Annotated in this window: 22 protein-coding genes; 5 read left to right on the forward strand and 17 right to left on the reverse strand. The window is 62.1% G+C overall.

Translation table 11 applies throughout. The annotated features are described in order from the left end of the window. The first annotated feature begins 12 nt into the window (after positions 1-12). A complete protein-coding gene (rnhA, locus tag B2S33_RS12510) occupies positions 13-459 on the forward strand; it encodes a ribonuclease HI (RefSeq protein WP_023534768.1) in 447 nt (148 codons plus the stop codon). Between the two features lie 150 nt (positions 460-609). Next, positions 610-1,314, forward strand: coding sequence for a DNA polymerase III subunit epsilon (gene dnaQ, locus B2S33_RS12515; protein ID WP_371259685.1), 705 nt, complete (start codon positions 610-612; stop codon positions 1,312-1,314). Between the two features lie 84 nt (positions 1,315-1,398). Here the strand turns inward: dnaQ and B2S33_RS12520 are convergent, their stop codons facing one another. Next, entirely contained in the window at positions 1,399-1,617 is a 219-nt protein-coding gene (locus B2S33_RS12520; RefSeq protein WP_027916257.1) for a hypothetical protein, read from the reverse strand. Between the two features lie 155 nt (positions 1,618-1,772). On the opposite strand from B2S33_RS12520, the gene B2S33_RS12525 reads away from it, so the two are divergent. Further along, positions 1,773-2,333, forward strand: coding sequence for an NADPH-dependent FMN reductase (locus B2S33_RS12525; protein WP_049695689.1), 561 nt, complete (start codon positions 1,773-1,775; stop codon positions 2,331-2,333). An 82-nt stretch (positions 2,334-2,415) separates the two neighbouring features. Here the strand turns inward: B2S33_RS12525 and B2S33_RS12530 are convergent, their stop codons facing one another. From B2S33_RS12530 to B2S33_RS12595, 14 genes are all read right to left on the reverse strand, one after another. Further along, positions 2,416-4,488: a TonB-dependent receptor family protein gene (locus tag B2S33_RS12530; RefSeq protein WP_104926364.1), complete on the reverse strand. Its 2,073-nt coding sequence runs from the start codon at positions 4,486-4,488 to the stop codon at positions 2,416-2,418. A gap of 217 nt (positions 4,489-4,705) precedes the next feature. Then, positions 4,706-6,175, reverse strand: a complete 1,470-nt coding sequence (gene nuoN / locus B2S33_RS12535; protein ID WP_023534778.1) for an NADH-quinone oxidoreductase subunit NuoN — start codon at positions 6,173-6,175, stop codon at positions 4,706-4,708. Positions 6,176-6,182: 7 nt separating this feature from the next. Beyond that, on the reverse strand, positions 6,183-7,715 hold the full coding sequence (gene nuoM / locus B2S33_RS12540; RefSeq protein ID WP_023534786.1) for an NADH-quinone oxidoreductase subunit M: 1,533 nt from the start codon (positions 7,713-7,715) through the stop codon (positions 6,183-6,185). A 49-nt stretch (positions 7,716-7,764) separates the two neighbouring features. Next, positions 7,765-9,618 carry an NADH-quinone oxidoreductase subunit L gene (gene nuoL / locus B2S33_RS12545; protein ID WP_027916255.1) on the reverse strand — a complete coding sequence of 618 codons (1,854 nt, stop codon included), beginning with the start codon at positions 9,616-9,618 and terminating at the stop codon, positions 7,765-7,767. Beyond that, the gene (nuoK, locus tag B2S33_RS12550; RefSeq protein ID WP_003251446.1) at positions 9,615-9,923 is read right to left on the reverse strand and encodes an NADH-quinone oxidoreductase subunit NuoK; all 309 of its coding nucleotides are present in this window, start codon (positions 9,921-9,923) and stop codon (positions 9,615-9,617) included. The genes nuoL and nuoK overlap by 4 nt, the downstream gene beginning before the upstream one ends. 3 nt (positions 9,924-9,926) lie before the next feature. Continuing rightward, positions 9,927-10,427 (reverse strand): NADH-quinone oxidoreductase subunit J, encoded by a 501-nt coding sequence (nuoJ, locus tag B2S33_RS12555; RefSeq protein ID WP_023534783.1) that lies wholly within the window; start codon positions 10,425-10,427, stop codon positions 9,927-9,929. A gap of 10 nt (positions 10,428-10,437) precedes the next feature. Next, complete coding sequence (gene nuoI / locus B2S33_RS12560) at positions 10,438-10,986, reverse strand: NADH-quinone oxidoreductase subunit NuoI (protein ID WP_023534793.1); 549 nt, start codon at positions 10,984-10,986, stop codon at positions 10,438-10,440. Positions 10,987-10,997: 11 nt separating this feature from the next. Beyond that, a complete protein-coding gene (gene nuoH, locus B2S33_RS12565) occupies positions 10,998-12,005 on the reverse strand; it encodes an NADH-quinone oxidoreductase subunit NuoH (protein ID WP_027916254.1) in 1,008 nt (335 codons plus the stop codon). Then, positions 12,002-14,716 carry an NADH-quinone oxidoreductase subunit NuoG gene (gene nuoG, locus B2S33_RS12570; protein ID WP_288650390.1) on the reverse strand — a complete coding sequence of 905 codons (2,715 nt, stop codon included), beginning with the start codon at positions 14,714-14,716 and terminating at the stop codon, positions 12,002-12,004. Before nuoG ends, nuoH begins: the two co-directional genes overlap by 4 nt. A 133-nt stretch (positions 14,717-14,849) precedes the next feature. Continuing rightward, the gene (gene nuoF / locus B2S33_RS12575) at positions 14,850-16,229 is read right to left on the reverse strand and encodes an NADH-quinone oxidoreductase subunit NuoF (protein WP_023534745.1); all 1,380 of its coding nucleotides are present in this window, start codon (positions 16,227-16,229) and stop codon (positions 14,850-14,852) included. After that, the gene (gene nuoE, locus B2S33_RS12580) at positions 16,226-16,723 is read right to left on the reverse strand and encodes an NADH-quinone oxidoreductase subunit NuoE (RefSeq protein WP_197873672.1); all 498 of its coding nucleotides are present in this window, start codon (positions 16,721-16,723) and stop codon (positions 16,226-16,228) included. The genes nuoF and nuoE overlap by 4 nt, the downstream gene beginning before the upstream one ends. A 2-nt stretch (positions 16,724-16,725) precedes the next feature. Further along, entirely contained in the window at positions 16,726-18,507 is a 1,782-nt protein-coding gene (gene nuoC / locus B2S33_RS12585; RefSeq protein ID WP_023534867.1) for an NADH-quinone oxidoreductase subunit C/D, read from the reverse strand. 79 nt (positions 18,508-18,586) lie between these two features. Then, positions 18,587-19,264: a NuoB/complex I 20 kDa subunit family protein gene (locus tag B2S33_RS12590; RefSeq protein ID WP_023534774.1), complete on the reverse strand. Its 678-nt coding sequence runs from the start codon at positions 19,262-19,264 to the stop codon at positions 18,587-18,589. A gap of 9 nt (positions 19,265-19,273) precedes the next feature. Next, entirely contained in the window at positions 19,274-19,687 is a 414-nt protein-coding gene (locus B2S33_RS12595; RefSeq protein ID WP_008096178.1) for an NADH-quinone oxidoreductase subunit A, read from the reverse strand. A 908-nt stretch (positions 19,688-20,595) separates the two neighbouring features. Here B2S33_RS12595 and B2S33_RS12600 point away from each other — a divergent pair. Both B2S33_RS12600 and B2S33_RS12605 read left to right on the forward strand, forming a co-directional pair. Beyond that, positions 20,596-20,838: a hypothetical protein gene (locus tag B2S33_RS12600; RefSeq protein ID WP_049695694.1), complete on the forward strand. Its 243-nt coding sequence runs from the start codon at positions 20,596-20,598 to the stop codon at positions 20,836-20,838. Positions 20,839-20,991: 153 nt separating this feature from the next. Then, positions 20,992-21,255, forward strand: coding sequence for a DUF3077 domain-containing protein (locus B2S33_RS12605; RefSeq protein WP_288650391.1), 264 nt, complete (start codon positions 20,992-20,994; stop codon positions 21,253-21,255). 176 nt (positions 21,256-21,431) lie between these two features. Here B2S33_RS12605 and B2S33_RS12610 read toward each other — a convergent pair whose 3' ends face one another. Both B2S33_RS12610 and aceA read right to left on the reverse strand, forming a co-directional pair. Further along, on the reverse strand, positions 21,432-22,076 hold the full coding sequence (locus tag B2S33_RS12610) for a hypothetical protein (protein WP_288650392.1): 645 nt from the start codon (positions 22,074-22,076) through the stop codon (positions 21,432-21,434). A gap of 865 nt (positions 22,077-22,941) precedes the next feature. Then, a complete protein-coding gene (aceA, locus tag B2S33_RS12615) occupies positions 22,942-24,267 on the reverse strand; it encodes an isocitrate lyase (protein WP_023534769.1) in 1,326 nt (441 codons plus the stop codon). Between the last annotated feature and the right edge of the window lie 203 nt (positions 24,268-24,470).

Consider the following 24,470-nt stretch of genomic DNA (forward strand, 5'->3'; position numbering starts at 1 on the left):
TACGAGTGGTACATGAGCGATAGCGTCGAAATGTTTACCGATGGTGCCTGCAAGGGCAATCCTGGCCCCGGCGGCTGGGGTGTGCTGATGATTTTCAAAGGCGTTGAAAAAGAGTTGTGGGGGGGCGAGCGCGAGACCACCAACAACCGCATGGAGTTAATGGCCGCCATCCAGGGGCTGATGGCGCTCAAGCGTGAATGCGAGGTCGTGCTGACGACTGACTCGCAGTACGTGATGAAAGGCATCAACGAATGGATGGTCAACTGGAAAAAGCGTGGCTGGAAAACCGCGGCCAAGGAACCTGTGAAGAATGCCGACCTGTGGCAGTTGCTCGACGAACAGGTCAACCGCCACAAGGTGACCTGGAAATGGGTCCGCGGCCACATTGGCCACCCCGGCAACGAGCGTGCGGACCAGCTGGCCAACCGTGGCGTGGACGAAGTGCGCGCCCGGGCGTGACGCGCTGAACCCGATGCCAGGGGCGAAGGGGGCTCAGCGCTCGCCCTGCTGTTATACTGCGCACCTTTGTAAACGATGCAAGTTGGAGTCCCCCAAGTGGAGCAACAGCAAGACAAGCGGTTCGTTATCCTCGATACCGAAACCACGGGTATGCCGGTCAGCGAGGGGCACCGCATCATCGAGATTGGCTGCGTCGAGGTGGTCGGCAGGCGCCTGACAGGCAGGCATTTCCACGTCTACTTGCAGCCTGACCGCGAAAGTGACGAGGGCGCGATCAACGTCCACGGCATCACTGACGCCTTCCTGATTGGCAAGCCGCGCTTCGGCGACGTCGCCGAGGAGTTCTTCGCGTTCATCCAGGGCGCTACGCTGGTCATCCACAACGCGGCATTCGACGTCGGGTTCATCAACAACGAGTTCGCGCTGCTGGGCCAGCAGGACCGTGCTGACCTGTCCCAGCACTGCACCATTCTCGACACCTTGTTGCTGGCGCGGGCGCGTCATCCGGGGCAACGCAACAGCCTGGATGCCTTGTGCAAACGCTACGATATCGACAACTCGGGGCGCGAACTGCACGGCGCGTTGCTCGACGCCGAGCTGCTGGCGGATGTCTACCTGGCAATGACCGGGGGGCAGACCAGCCTCTCGTTGGCAGGGCATGGCAGCGATTCGGACGAAAACGGGCAGGGTAGCGGAGGAGCTGACATTCGTCGCATCAGCGGTCGCGCGCCCGGCCGGGTCATTCTGGCCGCACCGGATGAGCTCGAAGCTCATGCCGAACGCCTTGCAGCGATTGCCAAGTCCGCTGGCGGCCCATCGCTCTGGCAGGCACTGGCTGAGCGGTCAGCGGACTAAAAAAGCGACGGCCTGCTGCTGGTCAATCAAGACCGCAAGCGGTCTCACCCTCATCGAGCAGTAACAGGCCAGTGCCTCTTCGTGTCATGGGATACGGATGATTTCGACACCGGTGCGGGCAAGCTCGAATCGATTTTCACCCAGGTAGTTGACGCGATCGCCGATGGCAAGGCGGTAGGTGGTGATAGGTGCGCCGGTCGTGCTGCCGTCGTGTTGCAGGGTAGATTCCTGAAACTCGTGCACGGGATAGATACGGCCTTCGGCGTCGCGGGCATGGAATTGGCCGACCATTACTGCTGCCATTTGGGTGGAACCCTCTGAATTGCGTAGGAAATGTCTGTAGCAGTAGACCTTCCAAGGGCAGGGGAAGTTTTCGCGGCCGGGAAAAAAAACCAAAGCAACGCAAAACGGTCATCTATAACTACATCGTCCCTGAAAACATGAAGTTGGAGATTGCCATGACCCAGGTCTATTCGGTTGCCGTCGTCGTCGGTAGCCTGCGCAAGGATTCCTATAACCGCAAGGTGGCCCGCGCGCTGTCTGAGCTGGCCCCGTCGAGCCTGGCACTGAAGATCGTCGAGATCGGCGACTTACCCCTGTACAACGAAGACCTGGAAACCGATGCCCCGCCAGCTGCCTGGACACGCTTTCGGAACGACATCAAGGGCAGCGATGCGGTGCTCTTCGTCACGCCGGAGTACAACCGGACCATGCCAGGCTGCCTGAAGAATGCCATCGATGTGGGTTCAAGGCCTTACGGGCAAAGCGCGTGGGGCGGCAAGCCGGCAGCCGTGGCGAGTGTGTCGCCAGGTGCGATCGGCGGCTTCGGTGCCAACCATTCAGTGCGCCAGTCCCTGGTGTTCCTGGACATGCCATGCATGCAGATGCCGGAGGCCTACATTGGCGGCGCTGCCAGCCTGTTCGACGAGGCAGGCAAACTCAACGACAAGACCCGGCCGTTTTTGCAAGGCTTCATCGACAAGTTCGCGTCTTGGGTGAAGCTGAATCGCTCTGTATGACCGTGGCCTGAGCGGCGCCACATTGTGCGGGCCAGTCGGCCCGCGCAATGTTTGTCAGCCAAGGGCTGCCCGATCGTGGCAGTCAGCGGAATGTGTAGGACACTCCCGCATAGACCGCAGCGCCTTCGCCCGGAGTGGAGCGGGCAATGTCCCGCCCTGCGTCATTGAAGCCTGGGGTTACGGTCGCTGCGTAGCGCTTGTTGGTCAGGTTGCGTAGATCCAGCCAGGTCTGCCAGTCACGCTGCGGCGAGTCCCAACCGAGACGGGCGCCGAGGGTGGCGTAATCGTCGGCATGGTAGCTGTTGGCATAGTCCACTTGCACCTTGGACGCCATCTGCGTGTTGATCCCGGCGTAGAAGCCGCTGGGCCAGTCGAAGCGCAACTCGGCCTGATAGTAGTGCATGGGGATGCCCGGCAGGCGGTTGTCGCCGAACCTTTCGTCGTCGCGGTAATGGAAGTCACTGAAGGTGTAGGCCTGACGCAGGCTCAGGCGACCCAGGCCTGACTGCTCCCAGAGCGTGCTGTCCAGCCCGGCCTCCACGCCCTGGTGCACCGTGGCGCTGGCATTGAATTCCGAGGTGAAGTTCGGCACCACCTCGACCGCGAGCAGTTCGTGGCGTACTTGGGCGTAGTACCAGGCAAGGTCCCACCGCCCGAATGCCGACTCGCCGCGCGCACCTACTTCCAGCGTGGTGGCTGTCTGGTTCTGCATTTCGATCGGTTGAATCTGCTTGCCGCCCACGCTTGGCGAGCTCCAGATCAGCGACCATGGGTGGGGCGGTTCCACCGAGCGGCTGAGGTTGCCGTACACCTGCAGGTCCGGGCGTGCGTCGTAGCGCAGTCCGATGCGCGGCGCATAATCCCAATCATGCATCGACACCTTGCCGCCTTCGGCGGGGTAGGTCACGTCGCTCTCGCGTCGCGTATAGATAGCGGCCAGCCCGGTTGTCAGCCACAGGTTCGGTATGAGCTCCAGGTCATTACCTAGATGCAACACGGTATCGGAGCCTTGATAGGTGAAGTCACGTGTCCGAGTGCCGATCACCTGGCCGTTGCGCGCAAATTGTGAGGCGCCGCTGTTGGGCAGGTGCTTGGTGGTGCGCCAGCCCACGGTCGTCTTGCTCTCACGGCCAAACACCGTGTCGCGCCGCTGATAGTTCAGCGTGCCACTGACGTCGGTGTAAGCCACCTTCAGGCGCATCGGGCCCTCGCGCAGGTCCATGGGGTAATCGTGGTAGACCAGGCCGGCTTCGACGCGGGCATCATCGTCGAGGTAGAACGTGGTCTTGCTGCCAACCCAGGTACTGCCCGGCTGCGGACGGCTGTCATCACGTGCCAGGTAGGCAGGGTTCGCCGAGGTAGGGTGATGCTTGATCTGGTCTTTGGTCAAACGTCCGGCCAGGTCGTTCTCCGTTTCCCGGTAGCGCAGGTACAGCCGTGTTTCAAGGTTGGGGTTGAAGCGATAGCCGACGTTGGCCGCGATGCCCTTGGCGCTGCCGCTGCTGTGCTGCTGGTAGCCGTCGTAGTGCGCATCGGTCAGCGCAACGTAGTAGTCAAGGTTACCGAGTACCTGGCCGGAGCTGATGTGGCGGCGCTGATAGCCACGGCTGCCGACTTCATAGCGCACGTGCAGGGGCGCTGCATCGTAGCCGGTGTGGGTGACGTAATTGATGGCACCGCCCAACGCCAGCGATCCCTGATCAAACCCGTTGGCACCGCGCAGCACTTCGGCGCGGTTGAGCCACAACGGCTCGAACAGCTCGTAGGGCGTGCCCCCGGGGCCGGTCAGCGGCAGGCCGTCGAACTGCGTGTAGACCCCTGAGCCGTGCGCGCCTGGGGCCCGGTTGAGGCCGGAGCCGCGAATCGACAACTTGATGCCGTCGTTGCCCGCCGACTGGGCGAACACCCCCGGCTGGTAGGCAAGGACATCCTGGTTGCTGGCCACACGGCCTTGACCCACCTTTTGCATGTCCACCAGGTTGGTGCCACCTGGGGCACTGCGCAGGCGCTGCGCTGCGGCCTCCAGGTCCCCTTGCGCCTGGTCGGTGATCAGCACCTGGCCAAGTTCGATCGGGCTTGCTGACCAGGCAGGCGGGCTCGCAATGATGGCGCCAAGCAGGCCAAGGCGGGGGGACAGCAACAAAACGCGACGCATCGTAGGGCTCCAGACGACCAGCAGTGAGGCAACAGCGGTATGACGTACGAACCCGCGCCCAGATCACCCACAGCAGGGTAAAAATGCTGACACTGCCCCAACGCTTTCACCCACACGCCAGATCGGGCGACCGATAGGCCTGAGGGCGAGTCCAGCATTCGCCAGGCACAAACAAAAACACCCCGCGTAAGCGGGGTGTCTGGGATTGCCAGGCGGGTTAGCCGATCAGGTACAAACCTGCATGCTGCACCAGGTCCAGCAGCGGCTGCGGGTACACACCCAGTACGAAGACGAGCAGGGCGACAGCCAGCAGCATGACGCCACCGGTGCGCTGTTCCCACTTCAACGGTGCGTCGTGACGGCGCAGGTTAGGCTCGACCAGGTACAGGGTGACCATCACACGCAGGTAGTAGTACACACCGATGGCACTACCGATGACCAGCGCGCCCACCAACCACCACAGCTGCGACTCGACACCGGTGGCAATGATGTAGAACTTGCCGATGAAACCAGCGGTGAGCGGGATACCGGCCAGCGACAGCATCATCACGGTCAGCACGGCGGTCAGGTAGGGGCGACGCCAGAACAGACCGCGGTACTCGTACAGCGCGTCAGCATCGCGGCCACCGTAGGGCGAGGACATCAAGGTGATGACACCGAATGCCCCAAGGCTTGTGAGCACGTAGGTGACCAGGTAGACGCCCATGGCCTCCAGCGCCAGGCCCTTACTGGCCACCAGCGCGATCAGCAGGTAGCCGAAGTGGGCGATGGACGAGTAACCCAGCAGGCGCTTGAGGTTGCTCTGGGTCAGCGCCAGCAGGTTACCGACCAGGATCGACGCCACGGCGATGATGGCAAGCACCGTGCTCAGCACACCGCTGCTGGCGGCAGGGGAGAGCATGAACAGGCGGATGACCACCGCGAACACCGCAACCTTGCTGGCCGTGGCGAGGAACGCGGCGACCGGGGCCGGAGCACCTTCGTACACATCGGGCGTCCACAGGTGGAACGGTACCAGCGACAGTTTGAACGCCAGGCCGACCAACATCATGCCCAGACCCAGTTGAGCCAGCAGGCTCGGCATGCTGGTGGCAGCCAATGCCTTGCCCAACTGGTCGAAGGTCAAGCTGCCGGCGTCGGCGTACAGCAGCGCCATGCCGAACAGCAGGAAGGCAGAACCTGCTGCCGACAGCACCATGTACTTGATGCCGGCTTCAAGCGAGCGCTTGTTGAAGAACGCATACGCCACCAGGCCGTAGACCGGTACCGACAGCAACTCCAGGCCAATGAACAGGCCCGCCAGGTGGTTGGCGCTGACCAGCACCAGCCCGCCCAGTGCCGACATCAGCAGCAGCAGGTACAGCTCTTCGCGGTTGCCCGGGAAACCCTTGGCGCCTTCGCCCAGGTAGGCATGGGCGAGCGTTACGCATGCCAGGGTCGCGACCAACATGATTGCCATGTACAGGCAGGCGAACTTGTCGATGGTGATCAGCGACGTGACCGCCAGTGGCGCGACCTTCAATGCTGGCAGGATCGAAAGCAGGGCCAGGTTCAGCCCCACGGTGGACAGCAGGAACGTCTGCGAGTGATTGCGCTTCCAGGCGATCGCCAGCATCACCACCACAGTGGTGATGGTGGTGATCAGCATCGGCGCCAATGCGATGAAGTGTTGAGTGGTGAATTCCATAGCGCTCTTACCGGGCCGAAGCGAGTTGAGTGAAAGCGGAACCGAGCCACTGCTGCACACCACTCATGGTGGCGGCAGAGGTGTCGAGGAACGGCTGTGGATACACGCCCAGCAGCACCAGCAGTACCGCCAGGCCCAGCACCATGACCAGCTCGCGGGTGTCCATGCCGGCCAGTACGGTGTCCGATTTGCTCGGGCCGAAGTAGGCGCGGTGAATCATGATCAGCGAGTAGACCGAGCCGAATACCAGGCCGGTAGTGGCGATGACGGTGATCCAAGGCACGTGCACGAAGCTGCCGATCAGGATCAGGAACTCACCCACGAAGTTGCCGGTGCCTGGCAGCCCCAGGGAGGCGGCAGCGAAGAACAGGCTGATGGCAGGCAGGTAGGCGATGCGGTGCCACAGCCCGCCCATCTGGCGCATGTCGCGGGTGTGCAGGCGCTCGTACAACTGACCGGACAGGATGAACAGCGCGGCAGCCGACAGACCGTGAGCCAGCATCTGGATGACCGCACCTTGCAGTGCTTGCTGGCTACCGGAATAGATGCCGATCAGCACGAAGCCCATGTGAGAGACGCTGGAGAAGGCGATCAGGCGCTTGATGTCGGTCTGGGCGAAGGCCAGGAAGGCCCCGTAGAAGATGCCGATCAGGCCCAGGGTCATGGCGATGGGCGCGAACTCTGCCGATGCATTGGGGAACAGCGGCAGGGCGAAGCGCAGCAGGCCATAAGCAGCGGTCTTGAGCAGGATACCCGCCAGGTCCACGGAACCTGCGGTCGGCGCCTGGGCGTGGGCGTCGGGCAACCAGGAGTGGAACGGCACCACCGGCAGCTTCACGGCAAAGGCAATGAAGAAGCCCAGCATCAGCAGGTATTCGGTACCGGCCGGCAGGTCGGCCTTGAGCAGGTCGCTGTAGTTGAACGTGATCACACCGGTGTTGGTGTAGTTGACCAGTACCAGGCCCAGGATCGCCACCAGCATGATCAGGCCGCTGGCCTGGGTGAAGATGAAGAACTTGGTCGCCGCGTAGATGCGCGTCTTCTTGCCGTCCGCCGAGCTATGACCCCAGAGCGCGATGAGGAAGTACATCGGCACCAGCATCATTTCCCAGAAGAAGAAGAACAGGAACAGGTCCAGCGCCAGGAACACACCGACCACACCGCCCAGGATCCACATCAGGTTCAGGTGGAAGAAGCCGACGTGGCGCTGGATCTCTTTCCAGGAGCACAGCACCGACAGCACGCCCAGCAGGCCTGTGAGCAGGATCATCAGCAGCGACAGGCCGTCGAGGGCCAGGTGGATGCTGATGCCGAAGCGCTGGATCCACTGGACTTTGTATTCCAGGGCCCATGCAGGCTCGGCGCCCGGAGCCGGGGCAAGGGTGTAGTCGCCGTTAGCCCACAGCCACAGGCCGATGCCGAGCAACAGGGACATGGTCAGCAGCGCGATCCAGCGCGGCAGGGTAGCGCCGAAGCGCTCGCCCAGCCAGCACAGGAAGCCGCCGATGAAGGGGATCAGGATCAGCCAAGGCAAAATCATGACGGGTTGGTTTCCTTTTGCAGGGTCGCAAGGTTCGCAAGGTTCATGGTCATACCGCGGCCACTACCACAGCGCCGAGTACCAGCACTGCGCCAATGGCGATGGAGGCGGTATACCAGCGCAGCTGGCCCGTCTCGGTCTTGGTCATGGCCACGTGGCCACCGCGAGCCAGACGAGGGATCAGGCCGATACCGCGGTCAACCGGGTCTTTGCGCAGCAGGTGGCTGATCAGCAGGTAGGGCTTGACGAACAGCTTGTCGTAGATCCAGTCGAAGCCCCAGGCCGCGAACCACCAGGCCGACAGCACGCGGCCGATGCCACTGTTGGCCACCGCGCTGACGAAGCTGCGCTTGCCCAGGAACAGCAAGGCGGCGAGCAGGATACCCGCAATGGCGATGGCGCCCGAGGTGATTTCCAGAGCATGCTTGGCCTCACCGCCGGCATGGCCTGCGCTTTGAGGCAGCACGTCAGCCAGCGGCGGTGTGATCCATGCGCCGACGAAGGTCGACAGCACGATCAGCACGCCCAGTGGCAGCCAATGGCTGATGCCGTGGCCGGCGTGGGCTTCGGTCTTCGCTTCGCCGTGGAAGGCGATGAAGATCAGGCGGAAGGTGTACAGCGAGGTCATGAAGGCGCCGAGCAGGCCGGCGTACAGCAGGCCGGAGTTGCCGCTGGCAAAGGCTTCCCACAGGATCTCGTCCTTGGAGTAGAAGCCTACGGTCACGATCGGCAAGGCCGCCAGGGCAGCGCCACCGACCACGAAGCTGGCGTAGGCCAGCGGCAGTTTCTTCCACAGCCCGCCCATCTTGAAGATGTTCTGCTCGTGGTGGCAGGCCACGATGACGGCGCCCGAAGCCAGGAACAGCAGCGCCTTGAAGAAGGCGTGGGTCATCAAGTGGAAGATCGCCGCATCCCAGGCGCCGACGCCCAGTGCCAGGAACATATAGCCGATCTGGCTCATGGTCGAGTAGGCCAGGATACGCTTGATGTCGGTTTGCACCAGTGCAGCGAAGCCTGCCAGCACCAGGGTAACGCCACCCACCACGCCCACCAGGTGCAGGATGTCCGGCGCCAGCAGGAACAGGCCATTGGTACGGGCAATCAGGTAGACACCGGCCGTTACCATCGTCGCCGCGTGGATCAGCGCCGACACCGGGGTCGGGCCGGCCATGGCGTCCGCCAACCAGGTCTGCAGCGGTAGCTGCGCGGATTTGCCCACTGCGCCGCCGAGCAGCATCAGCGTTGCCAACACCATCCAGGTATCGCCGGCCTGGAATTTCTGCGGTGCCAGCACCAGCAGTTCCTGGACGTTCAGCGTGCCCAGCTGGGCGAACAGGATGAACAGGCCGATGGCCATGAACACGTCGCCGATACGGGTGACGATGAAGGCCTTGAGCGCTGCGTTACCATTGTTGCGGTTGCTGTAGTAGAAACCGATCAACAGGTAGGAACACAGGCCTACGCCTTCCCAGCCGAAGTAGATGAACAGCAGGTTGTCGCCCAGGATCAGGAACAGCATGCTGGCGATGAACAGGTTGGTGTACGAGAAGAACCGTGAATAGCCGGTCTCGCCACGCATGTACCAGGACGCGAACAAGTGGATCAGGAAACCCACACCTGTCACTACGCCCAGCATGGTGACCGACAGGCCATCGAGGTACAGGGTGAAGTTCGGCGCAAAACCATCCACCGACATCCACTGCCACAGCAGCTGGCTGTACGCACCGCCTTCAGGCGGGGCGACGTTGAATTGCCAGATCACGTAGGCGGCCGTGGCCGCCGACAGGCCAACCGAACCGACGCCGATCAAGGCGGACAGGTTCTCCGAGAACCTCCCGCGCGAGAACGACAGCAGCACAAAGCCCACAAGGGGAAAGACGAAAGTCAGGAAGAGAAGGTTCATCCGCGCATCTCACTGGCAGCATCGATGTCGAGAGTGTGGAAGCGGCGATACAGCTGCAGCAGGATGGCCAGGCCAATGCTGGCCTCGGCTGCTGCCAGGCTGATCACCAGAATGAACATCACCTGGCCATCGGGTTGGACCCAACGGGCACCGGCGACGACGAACGCCAGGGCAGAGGCGTTCATCATGACTTCCAGGCTCATGAGCACGAAGAGGATGTTGCGGCGGACCATCAGGCCAACCAGACCTAAGCAGAACAGGATGCCGGCGACGGCCAGGCCATGTTCGAGAGGGATAGCACCCATGATTTACTCCTTCGCCTCATTGCGGCCCAGGTGGAAGGCGGTGACCGCTGCCGCGAGCAGCAGCATCGACGCCAGTTCGACCACCAGCAGGTAGGGGCCGAACAGGCTCACACCCACTGCTTTCGGGCCCACGGTGGTACCGCTGATGGCAGCGCCGCTGGGTGCGACGAACAGCACGTACAGCAGCTCCACCAGCAACAGGGCGCCAAGGATCACCGGCCCTGCCCAGATGCCGGGCTTGAGCCAGCCGCGCTCCTGGGCGACCGAAGCCGGCCCCAGGTTGAGCATCATCACCACGAAGACGAACAGCACCATGATGGCGCCGGCATAGGCGATCACTTCCAGGGCGCCCGCGAACGGCGCACCCAGGGAGAAGAAGATCATCGCCACGGAAATCAGTGAGATGATCAGGTAGAGCAGGGCGTGCACGGGGTTTGTGCCGGTCACCACCCGAAGGGTGGACACCACGGCGATCCCGGATGCGAAGTAGAAAGCGAATTCCATCTTTCTGTCCTTATGGGAGCAAGCTCTTCACGTTGATCGGCTCGGCTTCGTTCTGCGCAGCGCCTTTCGGCTTGCCAGCGATCGCCATGCCCGCAACACGGTAGAAGTTGTAGTCAGGGTTCTTGCCGGGGCCGGAGATCAGCAGATCTTCTTTCTCGTACACCAGGTCCTGACGCTTGAACTCGGCCATTTCGAAATCCGGAGTCAGCTGGATTGCGGTGGTCGGGCATGCTTCTTCGCACAGGCCACAGAAGATGCAGCGCGAGAAGTTGATGCGGAAGAACTCCGGGTACCAACGGCCGTCGTCGGTTTCTGCCTTCTGCAGCGAGATGCAGCCCACCGGGCAGGCCACCGCGCACAGGTTGCAGGCCACGCAGCGCTCTTCGCCGTCAGGGTCGCGCGTCAGGACGATGCGGCCACGGTAGCGCGGCGGCAGGTACACGGGTTCTTCGGGGTACTGCAGGGTGTCGCGCTTGCGAAACCCGTGGGAGAACACCATGGCCAGGCTGCGCAGCTGGGTGCCGGTGCCCTTAACGATGTCGCCGATATACTTGAACATGGGTCAAATCCTCACTGGGCCGCGACGGCTGGCGTGTTGTAAAGCACGATCGCAGCGGTCACCAGCAAATTGATCAGGGTCAGCGGCAGGCAGAACTTCCAGCTGAAGTCCATCACCTGGTCATAGCGTGGGCGCGGAATGGAGGCGCGCAGCAGGATGAACAGCATGATGAAGAACGCGGTCTTCAGGGCGAACCACAGGAACGACAGTTGCGGCAGGATGCCGAACGGGCCGTGCCATCCGCCGAAGAACAGGGTGACCAGCAGCGCCGAGATGAGGATGATGCCGATGTACTCACCGACGAAGAACATGCCCCATTTCATGCCGGCATACTCGATGTGGTAGCCGTCGGCCAGTTCCTGTTCCGCCTCCGGCTGGTCGAAGGGGTGACGGTGAGTCACGGCCACGCCAGCGATGAAGAAGGTGCAGAAGCCGAAGAACTGCGGAATGATGAACCACAGGTTCTGCGCCTGGTACTCGACGATGTCGCGCATGTTGAACGAACCGACCTGTACCACCACGCCCATCAGCGCCAGGCCCAGGAACACTTCGTACGACACGGTCTGGGCCGAGGCCCGCAAGCTGCCCAGCAAGGCGTACTTGTTGTTCGAGGACCAGCCGGCGAACAGGACGGCATAGACCGACAGACCTGCCATGGCGAAGAAGAACAGCAGGCCGATGTTCAGGTCGGCCACGCCCCAGGTCGGGGTGATCGGAATGACCACGAAGGCAATCAGCAGGGCGCTCATGGCCACGACGGGTGCCAGGGTAAAGATCACGCGGTCGACGAAGGGCGGGTTCCAGTCTTCCTTGAAGAACATCTTCAACATGTCGGCAGCGATCTGGAACATGCCGAACGGGCCAACGCGGTTCGGACCGTAACGGTCCTGCCACCAGCCCAGCAGGCGCCGCTCGATGAAGCTGAGCAGCGCGCCGCAGACCACCACCGCCAGCAGGACCACGATGGCCCTTAGCACGGTGAGGATCACGTCGATCACTTCGGGGGTGAACCAGCTCATTGTGCTGCCTCCTGCAGGCCTTCGACGGATGCCCCGAACACGGCAGGCGGGATGCCGGCCAAGCCCTTGGGCAGCGCGACCAGGCCAACGCCCAGCGCTTCATTGATACGCAGCGGCAGGCGCAGCGCCACACCCGCGACGTTCAGGTCCAGCAGGGCACCTTCGTTGACGCCCAGGCGATCGGCTTCGGACTTGGCCAGGGCCACGTAGGCAGCCGGGATGCGCGTTTGCACCGGCGCGGCACGCGAGGAGCTTTCTTCGCTGCCGAACAGGTGGAAGAACGGTACCGCTGTCCAGGTGCCGCGGGCCGGGTTGAAGGCGCCAGGTACCGTGGTGAACCAGGCCAGGCCATCACCTTTGGATTCGATCAGCCGCACGCCTGGGTCGCCGGCACGCAAGTGACCACCCACCTCGTCCTGAAACTTGTTCCAGGCCTGGGGCGAGTTCCAACCTGGCGACCAGGCGAACGGGACCTGCTGGCGTGGCTCGGCCGAGCCCGAATACCCTTCCATGGAGAAGGCGAACGCGGTATCGCGATCTTGCGGGGTACGCGGCTCGTGCACGCTGATGTTGGCGCGCATGGCGGTGCGCCCGGAGTAGCGCAGCGGCTCACGGGCAAGCTTCAGGCCCTTGATGCGGAAGGCGGCGCTTGGCGCGGCATCGACGATGCCAGCCAGTTGCGGGGCCGCCTGGGCGCAGGCGTGGGTAACGTGGTCCAGTTGGGTCCAGTCCACGGGCTTGGCCAGCAGGGTGGCACGCAGGGCGTGCATCCAGCGCCAGCCTTCGTGGACCTGGATGCTGCTGTCCAGGTACTGCGGGTCGAACACCTGGAAGAAGCGCTGGGCACGGCCTTCCTGGCTGACCAGGGTGCCGTCGCCTTCGGCGAAGGAGGCGGCCGGCAGTACCAGGTGAGCGCGCTCGACCGTCGGGGTTCTGGAGTGGTCGGCAACGATGACCACCTTGGCCGCTGCCAGTGCAGCATCCACCTTGGCTGCAGGGACGCGGGCGTAGAGGTCGTTTTCCAGCACCACGATGGCGTCGGCCTTGCCGTCGATGACCGCATCCAGTGCCGCGTCGACCGACTCGCCACCCAGCATGGCCAGGCCAAGGCTGTTGGCTTCAGGCACCACCAGGCTCAAGGAGCCTTGTTTGTCGCGCAGCTTCAGGGCCTTGGCGATGTTGGCGGCTGCTTCGATCAGCGAAGCATCGGCCAGCGAGGTGCCGGCAATGACCAGCGGGCGCTTGGCCGCGATCAGGGCATCGGCGATGCGCTGGGCCAGCGCCTTGGCCTCGTCGTCCAGGCCGGCGACGGCTGGCGCACTTGGGTCGATGGCATGGGCCACGGCAAAACCGAGACGGGCCAGGTCCGCCGGGGCTGCATGCACGCATTCTTCGGCCACGTCGTCGAGCTTGGTCTCGGCCAGGCTGGCGATGAACAGGGGGTACAGCGCATGCTGACCGATGTTCTTGACGGCAGCGTCGAGCCACGGCTGAACCTTCATCGCCTCGGCCATGGCCTCGGCCTTGCCCTTGGTGGCCTGGCGCACGGCCAGGGCGACGCGGGCAGCGGTCTGGGTCAGGTCTTCACCGAGCACGAATACCGCATCATGGTCTTCGATGTCGCGCAGGGTCGGAACGGGCAGGGGGCTGTTGTTCAGCACCTCTAGCGCCAGACGCACGCGCGTCAGCTCACCGGCTTCCATCCCGCAGTGGAAATACTCGGCACCGACTAGTTCGCGCAGGCCATAGTTGCTTTCGAGGCTGGCGCGTGGCGAACCGATACCGACGATGGTACGGCCGCGCAGCAGGTCGGCGGCTTTGTCCAGGGCCGCGTCCAGGCCCAACTTGGTGCCGTCGGCCAGTTGCGCCTGGCGTGGACGATCCGTGCGGTTGACGTAGCCATAGCCGAAGCGGCCTCGGTCGCACAGGAAGTACTGGTTCACCGAGCCGTTGAAACGGTTCTCGATGCGGCGCAGTTCACCGTAACGCTCGCCTGGGCTGATGTTGCAGCCACTGGAGCAACCGTGGCAGATGCTCGGGGCAAACTGCATGTCCCACTTGCGGTTGTAGCGCTCGGAGTGGGTTTTGTCGGTGAACACGCCGGTTGGGCAGACTTCGGTCAGGTTGCCCGAGAACTCGCTTTCCAGCACACCGTCTTCGACGCGCCCAAAATACACGTTGTCATGGGCGCCATAGACACCCAGGTCGGTGCCACCGGCGTAGTCCTTGTAGTAACGCACGCAGCGGTAGCAGGCGATGCAGCGGTTCATCTCATGGGCGATGAACGGGCCGAGGTCCTGGTTCTGGTGGGTGCGCTTGGTGAAGCGATAGCGGCGCTCGTTGTGGCCGGTCATCACTGTCATGTCTTGCAGGTGGCAGTGCCCGCCTTCCTCGCACACCGGGCAGTCGTGCGGGTGGTTGGTCATCAGCCATTCGACGACGCTGGCGCGAAACGCCTTGGACTCGTCATCGTCGATGGAGATCCAGGTACCGTCGGATGCAGGCGTCATGCAGGACATGACGATACGCCCGCGCGTGTCGTTCTCGTCGGTGTACTGCTTGACCGCACATTGGCGACAGGCACCGACGCTGCCAAGCGCCGGGTGCCAGCAGAAATAAGGGATGTCGAGGCCAAGTGACAGACAGGCCTGTAACAGGTTGTCTGCACCGTTGACTTCGAGCGCTTTGCCGTCTACGTGGATAGTGGCCATTGTTCAAAGTTCTTCGTTGGCCCGCGTGAGCAGGCGTGGCTAATGGAAATCGGTAAGCCTGCGACACGCCGCGATCGGGTCGGGCCTGTCGGCAAGCTGGCGAGTGGCACGGACCACCCGCAGGAACATCGTGTTATGCGCCGACTACGGTCGGCCCGGCCTGAAGCGGTCTTGCCAGGTCAGGGCGCAACGCCTCGCCAGCGACAACCGGTGCGACACCGGCCTCGAACTCCGAGCGGAAGTACTTGATGGCACTGCCAAGCGGCTCCACCGCACCGGGTGCGTGGGCGCAGAAGGTACGGCCTGGGCCGAGGAAGTTGACCAGCCCCAGCAGGGTCTCGATGTCTTCGGCGCGGCCCTGGCGGTTCTCCAGGGCGCGCAGCATCTTCACGCTCCAGGGCAGGCCGTCACGGCACGGTGTGCACCAGCCGCACGACTCACGGGCGAAGAACTCCTCCATGTTGCGCAGCAGCGAGACCATGCTGACACTGTCGTCCACCGCCATGGCAAGGCCGGTCCCCATGCGGGTGCCGACTTTGGCGATACCGCCCGCGTACATTTGCGCGTCCAGGTGCTCGGGCAGCAGGAAACCGGTGCCGGCCCCGCCTGGCTGCCAGCACTTGAGCCGGAAGCCGTCGCGCATGCCGCCCGCGTAGTCCTCGAACAGTTCGCGTGCGGTGACGCCAAACGGCAGCTCCCACAGGCCTGGGTTCTTGACCTTGCCGGAGAAGCCCATCAGCTTGGTGCCATGGTCTTCGCTGCCTTCGCGGGCCAGCGACTTGTACCAGTCGTTGCCATTGGCGACGATGGCCGGCACGTTGCACAGGGTCTCGACGTTGTTCACGCAGGTCGGCTTGCCCCACACGCCCACGGCGGCAGGGAAGGGCGGCTTGGAGCGTGGGTTGGCGCGGCGACCTTCGAGCGAGTTGATCAGCGCGGTTTCTTCACCGCAGATATAGCGGCCTGCACCGGTGTGCACGAACAGCTCGAAATCGAAGCCGCTGCCCAGGACGTTCTTGCCCAGCAGGCCAGCGGCCTTGGCTTCATCGATGGCACGGTTGAGGTTTTTTGCCGCCGTGGTGTATTCGCCGCGCAAGAAGATGTAGCCGCGGTAGGCCTTCAGCGCGCGGGCGCTGATCAGCATGCCTTCGATCAGCAGATGGGGCTGTTGCTCCATCAGCATGCGGTCCTTCCAGGTGTTGGGCTCCATTTCATCGGCGTTACACAGCAGGTAACGGATGTTCATGGACTCATCCTTGGGCATCAGGCCCCACTTCACCCCGGTGGGGAAGCCCGCGCCACCACGGCCCTTGAGGCCGGAGTCCTTGACGCTTTGCACGATCTCGTCAGCCGACATCTGCGCCAGCGCCTTGCGGGCAGCGGCGTAGCCGTTCTTCGATTCGTACTCGGCCAGCCAGACCGGCTCGCCGTCTTCACGCAGGCGCCAGGTCAGCGGATGGGTTTCAGCCGAGCGCGCGATGCGGTTGGCCGGGCCGAAGGAAGTGATGGTCATGCGTAACCCTCCAGCAGTTTGGAGACGCCAGCAGGCTGCACGTCGCCAAAGGTGTCGTCGTCGATCATCAGCGCCGGGGCCTTGTCGCAGTTGCCAAGGCAGCAGACCGGCAGCAGGGTGAAGCGGCCATCGGCAGTCGTTTGACCCAGGCCGATGCCCAGCTCGCTCTGGATCTGGCTGACCACCGACTCGTGGCCGCCGATGTAGCACACCATGCTGTCGCACACGCGGATAATGTGGCGGCCCACCGGCTGGCGGAAGATCTGGCTGTAGAAGGTGGCGACGCCTTCGACGTCGCTGGCCGGGATGCCCAGCACCTCGCCGATGGCGTGGATGGCGCCGTCCGGCACCCAGCCACGGGCTTTCTGCACGATCTTCAGGGCTTCGATGGACGCCGCACGCGGGTCCTCGTAGTGGTGCATTTCATGCTCGATGGCCGAGCGTTCGGTTTCGCTCAGGGCGAAACGGTCTGTCTGGATAAGCGTGTTGTTCATGCTTAGCGGTCCACGTCAGCCATAACGAAGTCGATACTGCCCAGGTACGCAATGAGGTCGGCGACCATGCTGCCTTTGATCACCGAGGGGATCTGCTGCAGGTGCGGGTAGCTCGGGGTGCGGATCCGGGTGCGGTAGCTCATGGTGCCGCCGTCGCTCGTCAGGTAGTAACTGTTGATGCCCTTGGTCGCCTCGATCATCTGGAACGACTCGTTGGCCGGCATGACCGGGCCCCACGACACTTGCAGGAAGTGGGTGATCAGGGTCTCGATGTGCTGCAGGGTGCGCTCTTTGGGTGGCGGCGTGGTCAGCGGATGGTCCGCCTTGTACGGGCCTTCGGGCATGTTGCGCAGGCACTGGTCGATGATGCGGATACTCTGGCGCATCTCCTCGACGCGGACCATGCAGCGATCGTAGGCATCGCCGTTGTGGGCCAGTGGTACTTCGAATTCGAAGTTCTCGTAGCCGGAGTAGGGGCGGGCCTTGCGCAGGTCGAAGTCGCAACCGGTGGAGCGCAGGCCGGCACCGGTGGTTCCCCAGGCCAGTGCCTCTTGCGTGTTGTAGGCGGCCACGCCAATGGTACGGCCCTTGAGGATGCTGTTCTGCAGCGCGGCCTTGGTGTATTCGTCCAAGCGCTTGGGCAGCCACTCGACGAAATCCTTGACCAGTTTGTCCCAGCCACGCGGCAGGTCGTGGGCGACGCCACCGATACGGTACCAGGCCGGGTGCAGACGGAAACCGGTGATCGCCTCGATCACCGTGTACGCGCGCTGGCGGTCGGTGAAGGTGAAGAACACCGGGGTCATGGCGCCCACGTCCTGGATGTAGGTGCCCAGGAACAGCAAGTGGCTGGTGATACGGAAGAATTCGGCGAGCATGATGCGAATCACGTCGACCTTTTGCGGCACCTGGATGCCGGCCAGCTTTTCCACCGCCAGAACGTACGGCAGGTTGTTCATCACACCGCCGAGGTAGTCGATACGGTCGGTGTAAGGAATGAAGCTGTGCCAGGACTGACGTTCGGCCATTTTCTCGGCACCACGGTGGTGGTAGCCGATGTCCGGTACGCAGTCGACGATTTCTTCACCGTCGAGTTGCAGGACGATACGGAAGGCACCGTGGGCAGACGGGTGGTTGGGGCCAAGGTTGAGGAACATGTAGTCCTCGTTGGCGCCCTGGCGCTTCATGCCCCAGGCTTCGGGGTTGAAGCGCGCCGACTCTTCCTCAAGCTGCTGCTTGGCCAGGGTCAGGCTGTAGGGATCGAACTCGGTGGCGCGGGCCGGATAGTCCTTGCGCAGCGGGTGACCTTCCCAGGTCGGCGGCATCATGATGCGGCTCAGGTGCGGGTGGCCAGCGAAATCGATGCCGAACATGTCCCACACTTCACGCTCGTACCAGTTGGCGTTGGGCCAGATGCTGGTCACCGACGGTAGGTTCAGGTCGCCTTCGCTGAGCGAGACCTTGATCATCACATCGCTGTTACGCTCGATCGACAGCAGGTGGTAGAACACGCTGAAGTCGGCGGCAGGCAGGCCGCGGCGCTGGGTGCGCAGGCGCTCGTCGACGCCGTGCAGGTCGTACAGCATGCTGTAGGGCTTGGCCACACCGCGCAGGAAGCTCAGCACTTCCTTGAGCTGGGCGCGCTTGACCCACAGCACGGGCATGCCGGTGCGGGTTTCCTGGGCGACGAATGCTTCGGCGCCAAAACGGTTGTGCAATTCGACGACCACATCTTGGTCGTTTGCCTTGTAGGGCGGAATGTAAATAGCGTTGTCCGCTGTCATGGTCTCGGTCGCTTTGGGTCAACGTTAAGAATGAAGCCAGGCCGCCGGCACCCTCGGGCGCCGGCGGCAGGTCGCTGGATCAGACTTCGTCGGGGCTGCGCAGGTTGGTGACGGCAATGCGCTGTTCACGACGCAGCTCCTTCTGGGCGGGCATCTCGGCACGGTAAATGCCTTGATCGCCCACGACCCAGGAAAGCGGACGTCGCTCTTGGCCGATCGACTCCTGCAGCAGCATCAAGCCTTGCAGGAAAGCCTCAGGGCGTGGCGGACAGCCGGGCACGTAGACGTCCACGGGGAGGAACTTGTCGACCCCCTGAACGACCGAGTAGATGTCGTACATGCCGCCGGAGTTGGCGCACGAACCCATGGAAATGACCCATTTGGGCTCGAGCATCTGCTCGTAGAGACGCTGGATGATCGGCGCCATCTTGATGAAGCAGGTACCGGCAATGACCATGAAGTCGGCCTGGCGCGGCGAGGCCCGGATGACTTCGGCGCCGAAGCGGGCGATGTCGTGGGGTGCCGTGAAGGCCGTGGTCATTTCCACGTAGCAGCAGGACAGGCCGAAGTTGTACGGCCACAGGGAGTTCTTGCGGCCCCAGTTGACGGCGCCACGCAACACATCTTCGAGCTTGCCCATGAAGATGTTCTTGTGGACCTGGTCTTCGAGCAGTTGATCGGTGACGGTTTCCCGTTCACCGACCGGGTATTGCTCGTTGGGTGCGTCCGGATCGATTCTGGTGAGATTGTATTGCATGCCAAAGCCTCATTGTTTCAGCTTCGCTTGCCGCTTGCGGCGACCTTCGGGAGCCCAGTCAAGGGCCCCGACGCGCCATAGGTAGACAAGACCTGCCAACAGAATTGCTATGAAAACGAGTGCTTCGACGAACCCGGTCCAGCCGCTTTCGCGGACGGACACAGACCATGCAAAGAGAAAGAGGGCTTCGATATCGAAGATCACGAAGAGCATCGCGACCAGATAGAATTTTGCCGACAGGCGCAGGCGAGCGCTGCCGGTGGGCAGCATGCCGGATTCGAAGGGTTCGTTCTTGGCGCGACCCCAAGCCTTGCTGCCGAGCAGGCTGGACAGGCCGAGCATGAAGGCACACAGGCCGACGACACCCAGAAGGAAAATGGCAAAGCCCCAGTTGTGGGCGATGAGTCCTGCCGAATCGGACATGCTTCAAATCCTTATACAGAGACCCAGCTCTGCAGTCTGAAATAAGTGTAGAGCGGCGACGTGGTGTCGCACTTGCAGTGACCAAATGTCGCAGCTGAATCAATCCTGCTGATTTTATGGGTAAACCCGGTGCAAGTAAAATTTCCGTAGCAAATTTATTCGCAGGGTCAACAACACATTCGGCTTGTAACTGGCTGAAAGCCTTGAGATTCGGGCATTGCGCGCGCTTTTGTTAATTATGTTTCTTGCGAGTGGTAACGAATTACGAATTGAGTAATGATAATTAATACCATTTAGCGCTGCGCTTCTTAGTTGGTCCGTTCTGCGCCGTGTAAAGTTCATCTGCAGATTTCCTGTGCTTGCAAATGCGAAAAGCTCGTGTTCTAGCAGTTTTCGACACGCTGGGTACCGCTCTGGATCAATACTAAAGCGTGAGCGCGGTGGTTGGATCATGTGCCGCTGTGGTCTGTAGCATAGACCAGGGTGCCCTGATTGCCCTGACCTTGGGACAGGCGCTAGGTGGGCGGCGCTCGCTTTCTGCGACACCGTCTACGCAAAAGAGGTGGCTGAGCGCCAGGTGCAGTTGGGCGCAAGGGCACTGGAATGTCGGATTTAACCCCTTCCCTGTAGGGCATTTCCCAAACATACTCTTGCCGCCTGTTTTCCGTTGCGGCTGCCCGGGCGGCGCTCTAGTCTCGGCCTGTCGTTGCTCATCAACGACACGGCTTTGACAGGCCGGAATTGAAAGAAGGTGCACTCGCTTGCCTCTATGGCGGCTGTGCGTGTGGGCACGCTTGCGTGCGCCGGTCTTTCTTTCTTTCCACCGGTCTGTCAACCCGCGCATAGCTGCCACCTAACCGTTTGACAGCGCATGGCTGGCAGTCCTACAGGAAAGAAAGGAGCAAGTCATGCTGAAAGTCGTCCCCGATCCACCCCGCAACTCCCATTCCCTCGAAGACACCCTGACCCAGGCCACCGACCACGCACTCTGCGCAGCTACCGTGGTGCATCAGGTCTTGCTCCTACAGCCCAGGTCCCCGGCATCGATCCTGATGATGACCACGATGCATGAACTCGAAGCGCTTCGAGCTTTGCTTGAGTCGGCCTTGATCCAGGTGCAGATCCCGGCGAGTGCCAAGCCTTTGCATTGAAGCTGATCGATGTGCAGCTACAGCCGGCCTTTGGCGGGTACGCCCACGCCTTCCCGATCACCGCAGCTCGCAAGGTTCCACATCCACGGCGGGAGCGGATCTGGCTGCGTCAGGGGCCGGCCATGCAGTAGGAAATTTCCAGGGGATTCGAAAATGACCATAGAAGACACCCAATTCACCATCGGTCAAACCACCTTTTGCCAAGGCGAAAACGGCACCCACGCGTTGTTTCGCATCGAGCCCGGCATACCGTGTCGGGATGCTCGCGAGCAGTCGTCGGAGTTGATGGGTTACGTTCGCGGATTGACCATCATCGGCCTGACGGAAGAGAGGCCGATGATGATCTGGGCGGCCCACTACCTCAGCGCCATGGCCAAAGCGTTGATGGACGACGCCGAGCTGGGCATGGCGCAGTGATTTTCGGCCAGATGGCCTAGCCTAGCGACTTGCGTGGTCTGGCGCCGCGCAAGGCCGCTGCTACAGGGCAGGCGTACCAGTGGTAGGTCAGTGCACTCAGGTGAAGGCCCACAAGCCATGAAGCGTTGGCCCCGTCCTTGACTGCTACATCCTTATCACCGATGGCTTTCGACCGGCTACCGCGTCAGGCGTACCAGATAGATGCCGGTACGAGGATCTGTTGCAAGCTTCAGGTTACAGGCGACAAGCGGCTGGCCATTGCTTTGACAGCTGACCTCCAGGGCCGTCCCGCTCTCCCCGACAAATGCCCAGCCAGCAGTACCGAAATCATCGTCCAAGGTGCCATCACCGTTGAAGCGCAACAGGGCAAATGGGTCGCGTGCTGCTTCGTCTTCATACAGCACGCTCAGGTAAATTTTTTCGTGATCGCCTGGTTGCCCATCGAAGGCCAGGTCCAGCGCGGAAGCCATGACCAATGGGTTCTTTTGAATAATGACAGGTTGCCCTGCATTGAAATGGGTGTTGGGCGTACCGTCGCATTCGAAAGACATGAGCGCGGAACCTTCATCATAGGTATTGATGTCGGTCCGGCACGCCAGCACGAAGTCAGTGTTGGAGATGGACTGTTCAAGACGCGCTGCAAGCAGCGTGTGCCCGGGCGTGCTCAACTGCAAATGGCCGCGCGCGGCAAACGTCTCGTCAACGTTGGCTCGGTTATCAAGGCGGGTCACGATGACGTGGCTGTGGTAATCCTCGGTAGGCATAGGCGCGTGCGCGGCATAAATACCTTGTTCATTTACCGCTATCGTGCCCAGTAGCACGGGCTGCCCCTGGTGTCAGCGCGCCAGAAGCCGGTGCCATTGAACTCGGTAGCCAAATCCCCGTTCAGCGAAATGGCAACAATATGATCGCGCGAATGAAAGTAGAGGACGCCGTCCCGAATACTGCCGCTGGCGCTTTGCTGGACATTGGAACTGCGGTGCTTGGAGGCGGGGGTTGACTTGATTGGCCGGTCCTGGCGCATGGAGCTGATCGACCAATAACACGGTAGGCCTGTCCATTTTCGCCAAATTGCGTGTCGGGCTTACCATCTGGGAGCACGTGAAAGACGACGGGACAAAACGAATTCGGGGCATCGTTGTAGTCACCTACCACATAGATTCCCTCGGTTTCGTCCGCAACGATCGTGGACAGATAGACCCGTAAGGCACCGGTGTATTCAACGGTGGCGACCCCGTCGGTTCCGAACTCTCGGTCAGGCGCTCCGCCAGCTCCTAGCCGTAGCAGTTTGATGTATTGCTCAGCCCTGTGAGCCGAGGACAGGAGGATGTGTCCGGTTGATTCGAGCAAGGCCATTGGGCCAGCGTGGTTGTAGTGGTTGTGCCAAAAGCGGCCTCTTGAAGCAAACGTAGGGTCCAGCTCACCGGCTTTGGAAATCGTTGGCATGATGCGACTCCTGATTGGGCCAGTCGCAAGGTTTACAGAAGAGGCTGCTGCAAAAAACTGGTAATACTGCTAGGCGTCGATTGCAGAAAAACTCATCGCGCTTTGCGAAGCCCCTTGTTCTTTGCCAAGAAACTCCGGACCGCGTGCAGGTTTGGTGTAGCTTGATCTGGCCAACTTCAGCAAAACGAAGGCCCGGTGCCTTCACAAGCTCCGGGCCTTCGTTCAACCGCAACCCACTGGTTAGTGGAACTGCTCTTCCTCAGTCGAACCGGTCAGTGCGGTCACCGACGAAGCCCCACCCTGAATCACAGTGGTCATGTCATCGAAGTAGCCCGTACCCACTTCCTGCTGATGCGCCACGAAGGTGTAGCCCTTGCTGGCGTCGGCGAACTCCTGCTCTTGCAGCTTGACGTAGGCGGTCATGTCGTTGCGGGCGTAGTCGTGCGCCAGGTTGAACATGCCATGCCACATGTTGTGGATGCCGGCCAGGGTGATGAACTGGTGCTTGTAGCCCATGGCCGACAGCTCGCGCTGGAATTTGGCGATGGTGGCATCGTCCAGGTTCTTCTTCCAGTTGAAGGAAGGCGAGCAGTTGTACGAGAGGATCTGGTCCGGGTACTCCTTCTTGATCGCTTCGGCGAAGCGGCGGGCTTCGTCCAGGTCCGGCTTGGCGGTTTCGCACCAGATCAGGTCGGCGTAGGGGGCGTAAGCCAGGCCGCGGGCGATGGCCTGGTCGAGGCCGGCGCGTACTTTGTAGAAGCCTTCACGGGTGCGCTCGCCGATCACGAACGGCTGATCGTATGGGTCGCAGTCACTGGTCAGCAGGTCGGCGGCGTTGGCGTCGGTACGGGCCAGAATGATGGTCGGCACGCCCGAAACATCGGCTGCCAGGCGCGCGGCGACCAGCTTTTGCACGGCTTCCTGGGTAGGTACCAAAACTTTGCCGCCCATGTGGCCGCACTTTTTCACCGAGGCCAGCTGGTCTTCGAAGTGCACGCCAGCCGCGCCCGCTTCGATCATGTTCTTCATCAGCTCGTAGGCATTGAGCACGCCGCCAAAGCCTGCTTCTGCGTCAGCCACGATAGGCGCGAAGTAGTCGATGTAGCCCTCATCACCAGGGTTCTTGCCTGCCTTCCACTGGATCTGGTCGGCACGGCGGAAGGAGTTGTTGATGCGCTTGACCACCGTCGGCACCGAGTCGACAGGGTACAGCGACTGGTCGGGGTACATGGACTCGGCAGAGTTGTTGTCGGCAGCTACCTGCCAGCCCGACAGGTAGATGGCCTGGATGCCTGCCTTGACCTGTTGCACGGCCTGGCCACCGGTGAGGGCGCCCATGCAATTGACGAAGTCTTTTTCCGGGCGGAACGATGGATGTGCACCTTGAGTGACCAGTTTCCACAGCTTTTCAGCACCCAGGCGGGCCAGGGTATGCTCCGGCTGCAGGGAGCCACGCAGGCGAACGACATCGGCGGCGGTGTAGGTACGGGTCACGCCTTTCCAGCGCGGGTTTTCGGCCCAGTCTTTCTCAAGGGCTGCAATTTGCTGTTCGCGTGTCAGTGCCATGGAAGTAAACCTCGTCGCATCGATCTTGGATTAGTTGTGCGGATGCTCGGGGCAGATCAGGGCGCTGGCGGCAGTCCTGTTCAAGCGGGTACGGCGGCAGCGGGCAAGGATGGGGTGCAAGGCGGGCAGTCATGTGCATCAGTGCCCCTGCAGGTCGGCTCGTGGATGCCTCGCTGCGGTGCTACACGAATGCTGTGACGGCG

The sequence above is a fragment of the Pseudomonas sp. UBA5568 genome (assembly GCF_002425525.1).
GTDB lineage: Bacteria > Pseudomonadota > Gammaproteobacteria > Pseudomonadales > Pseudomonadaceae > Aquipseudomonas > Aquipseudomonas fulva.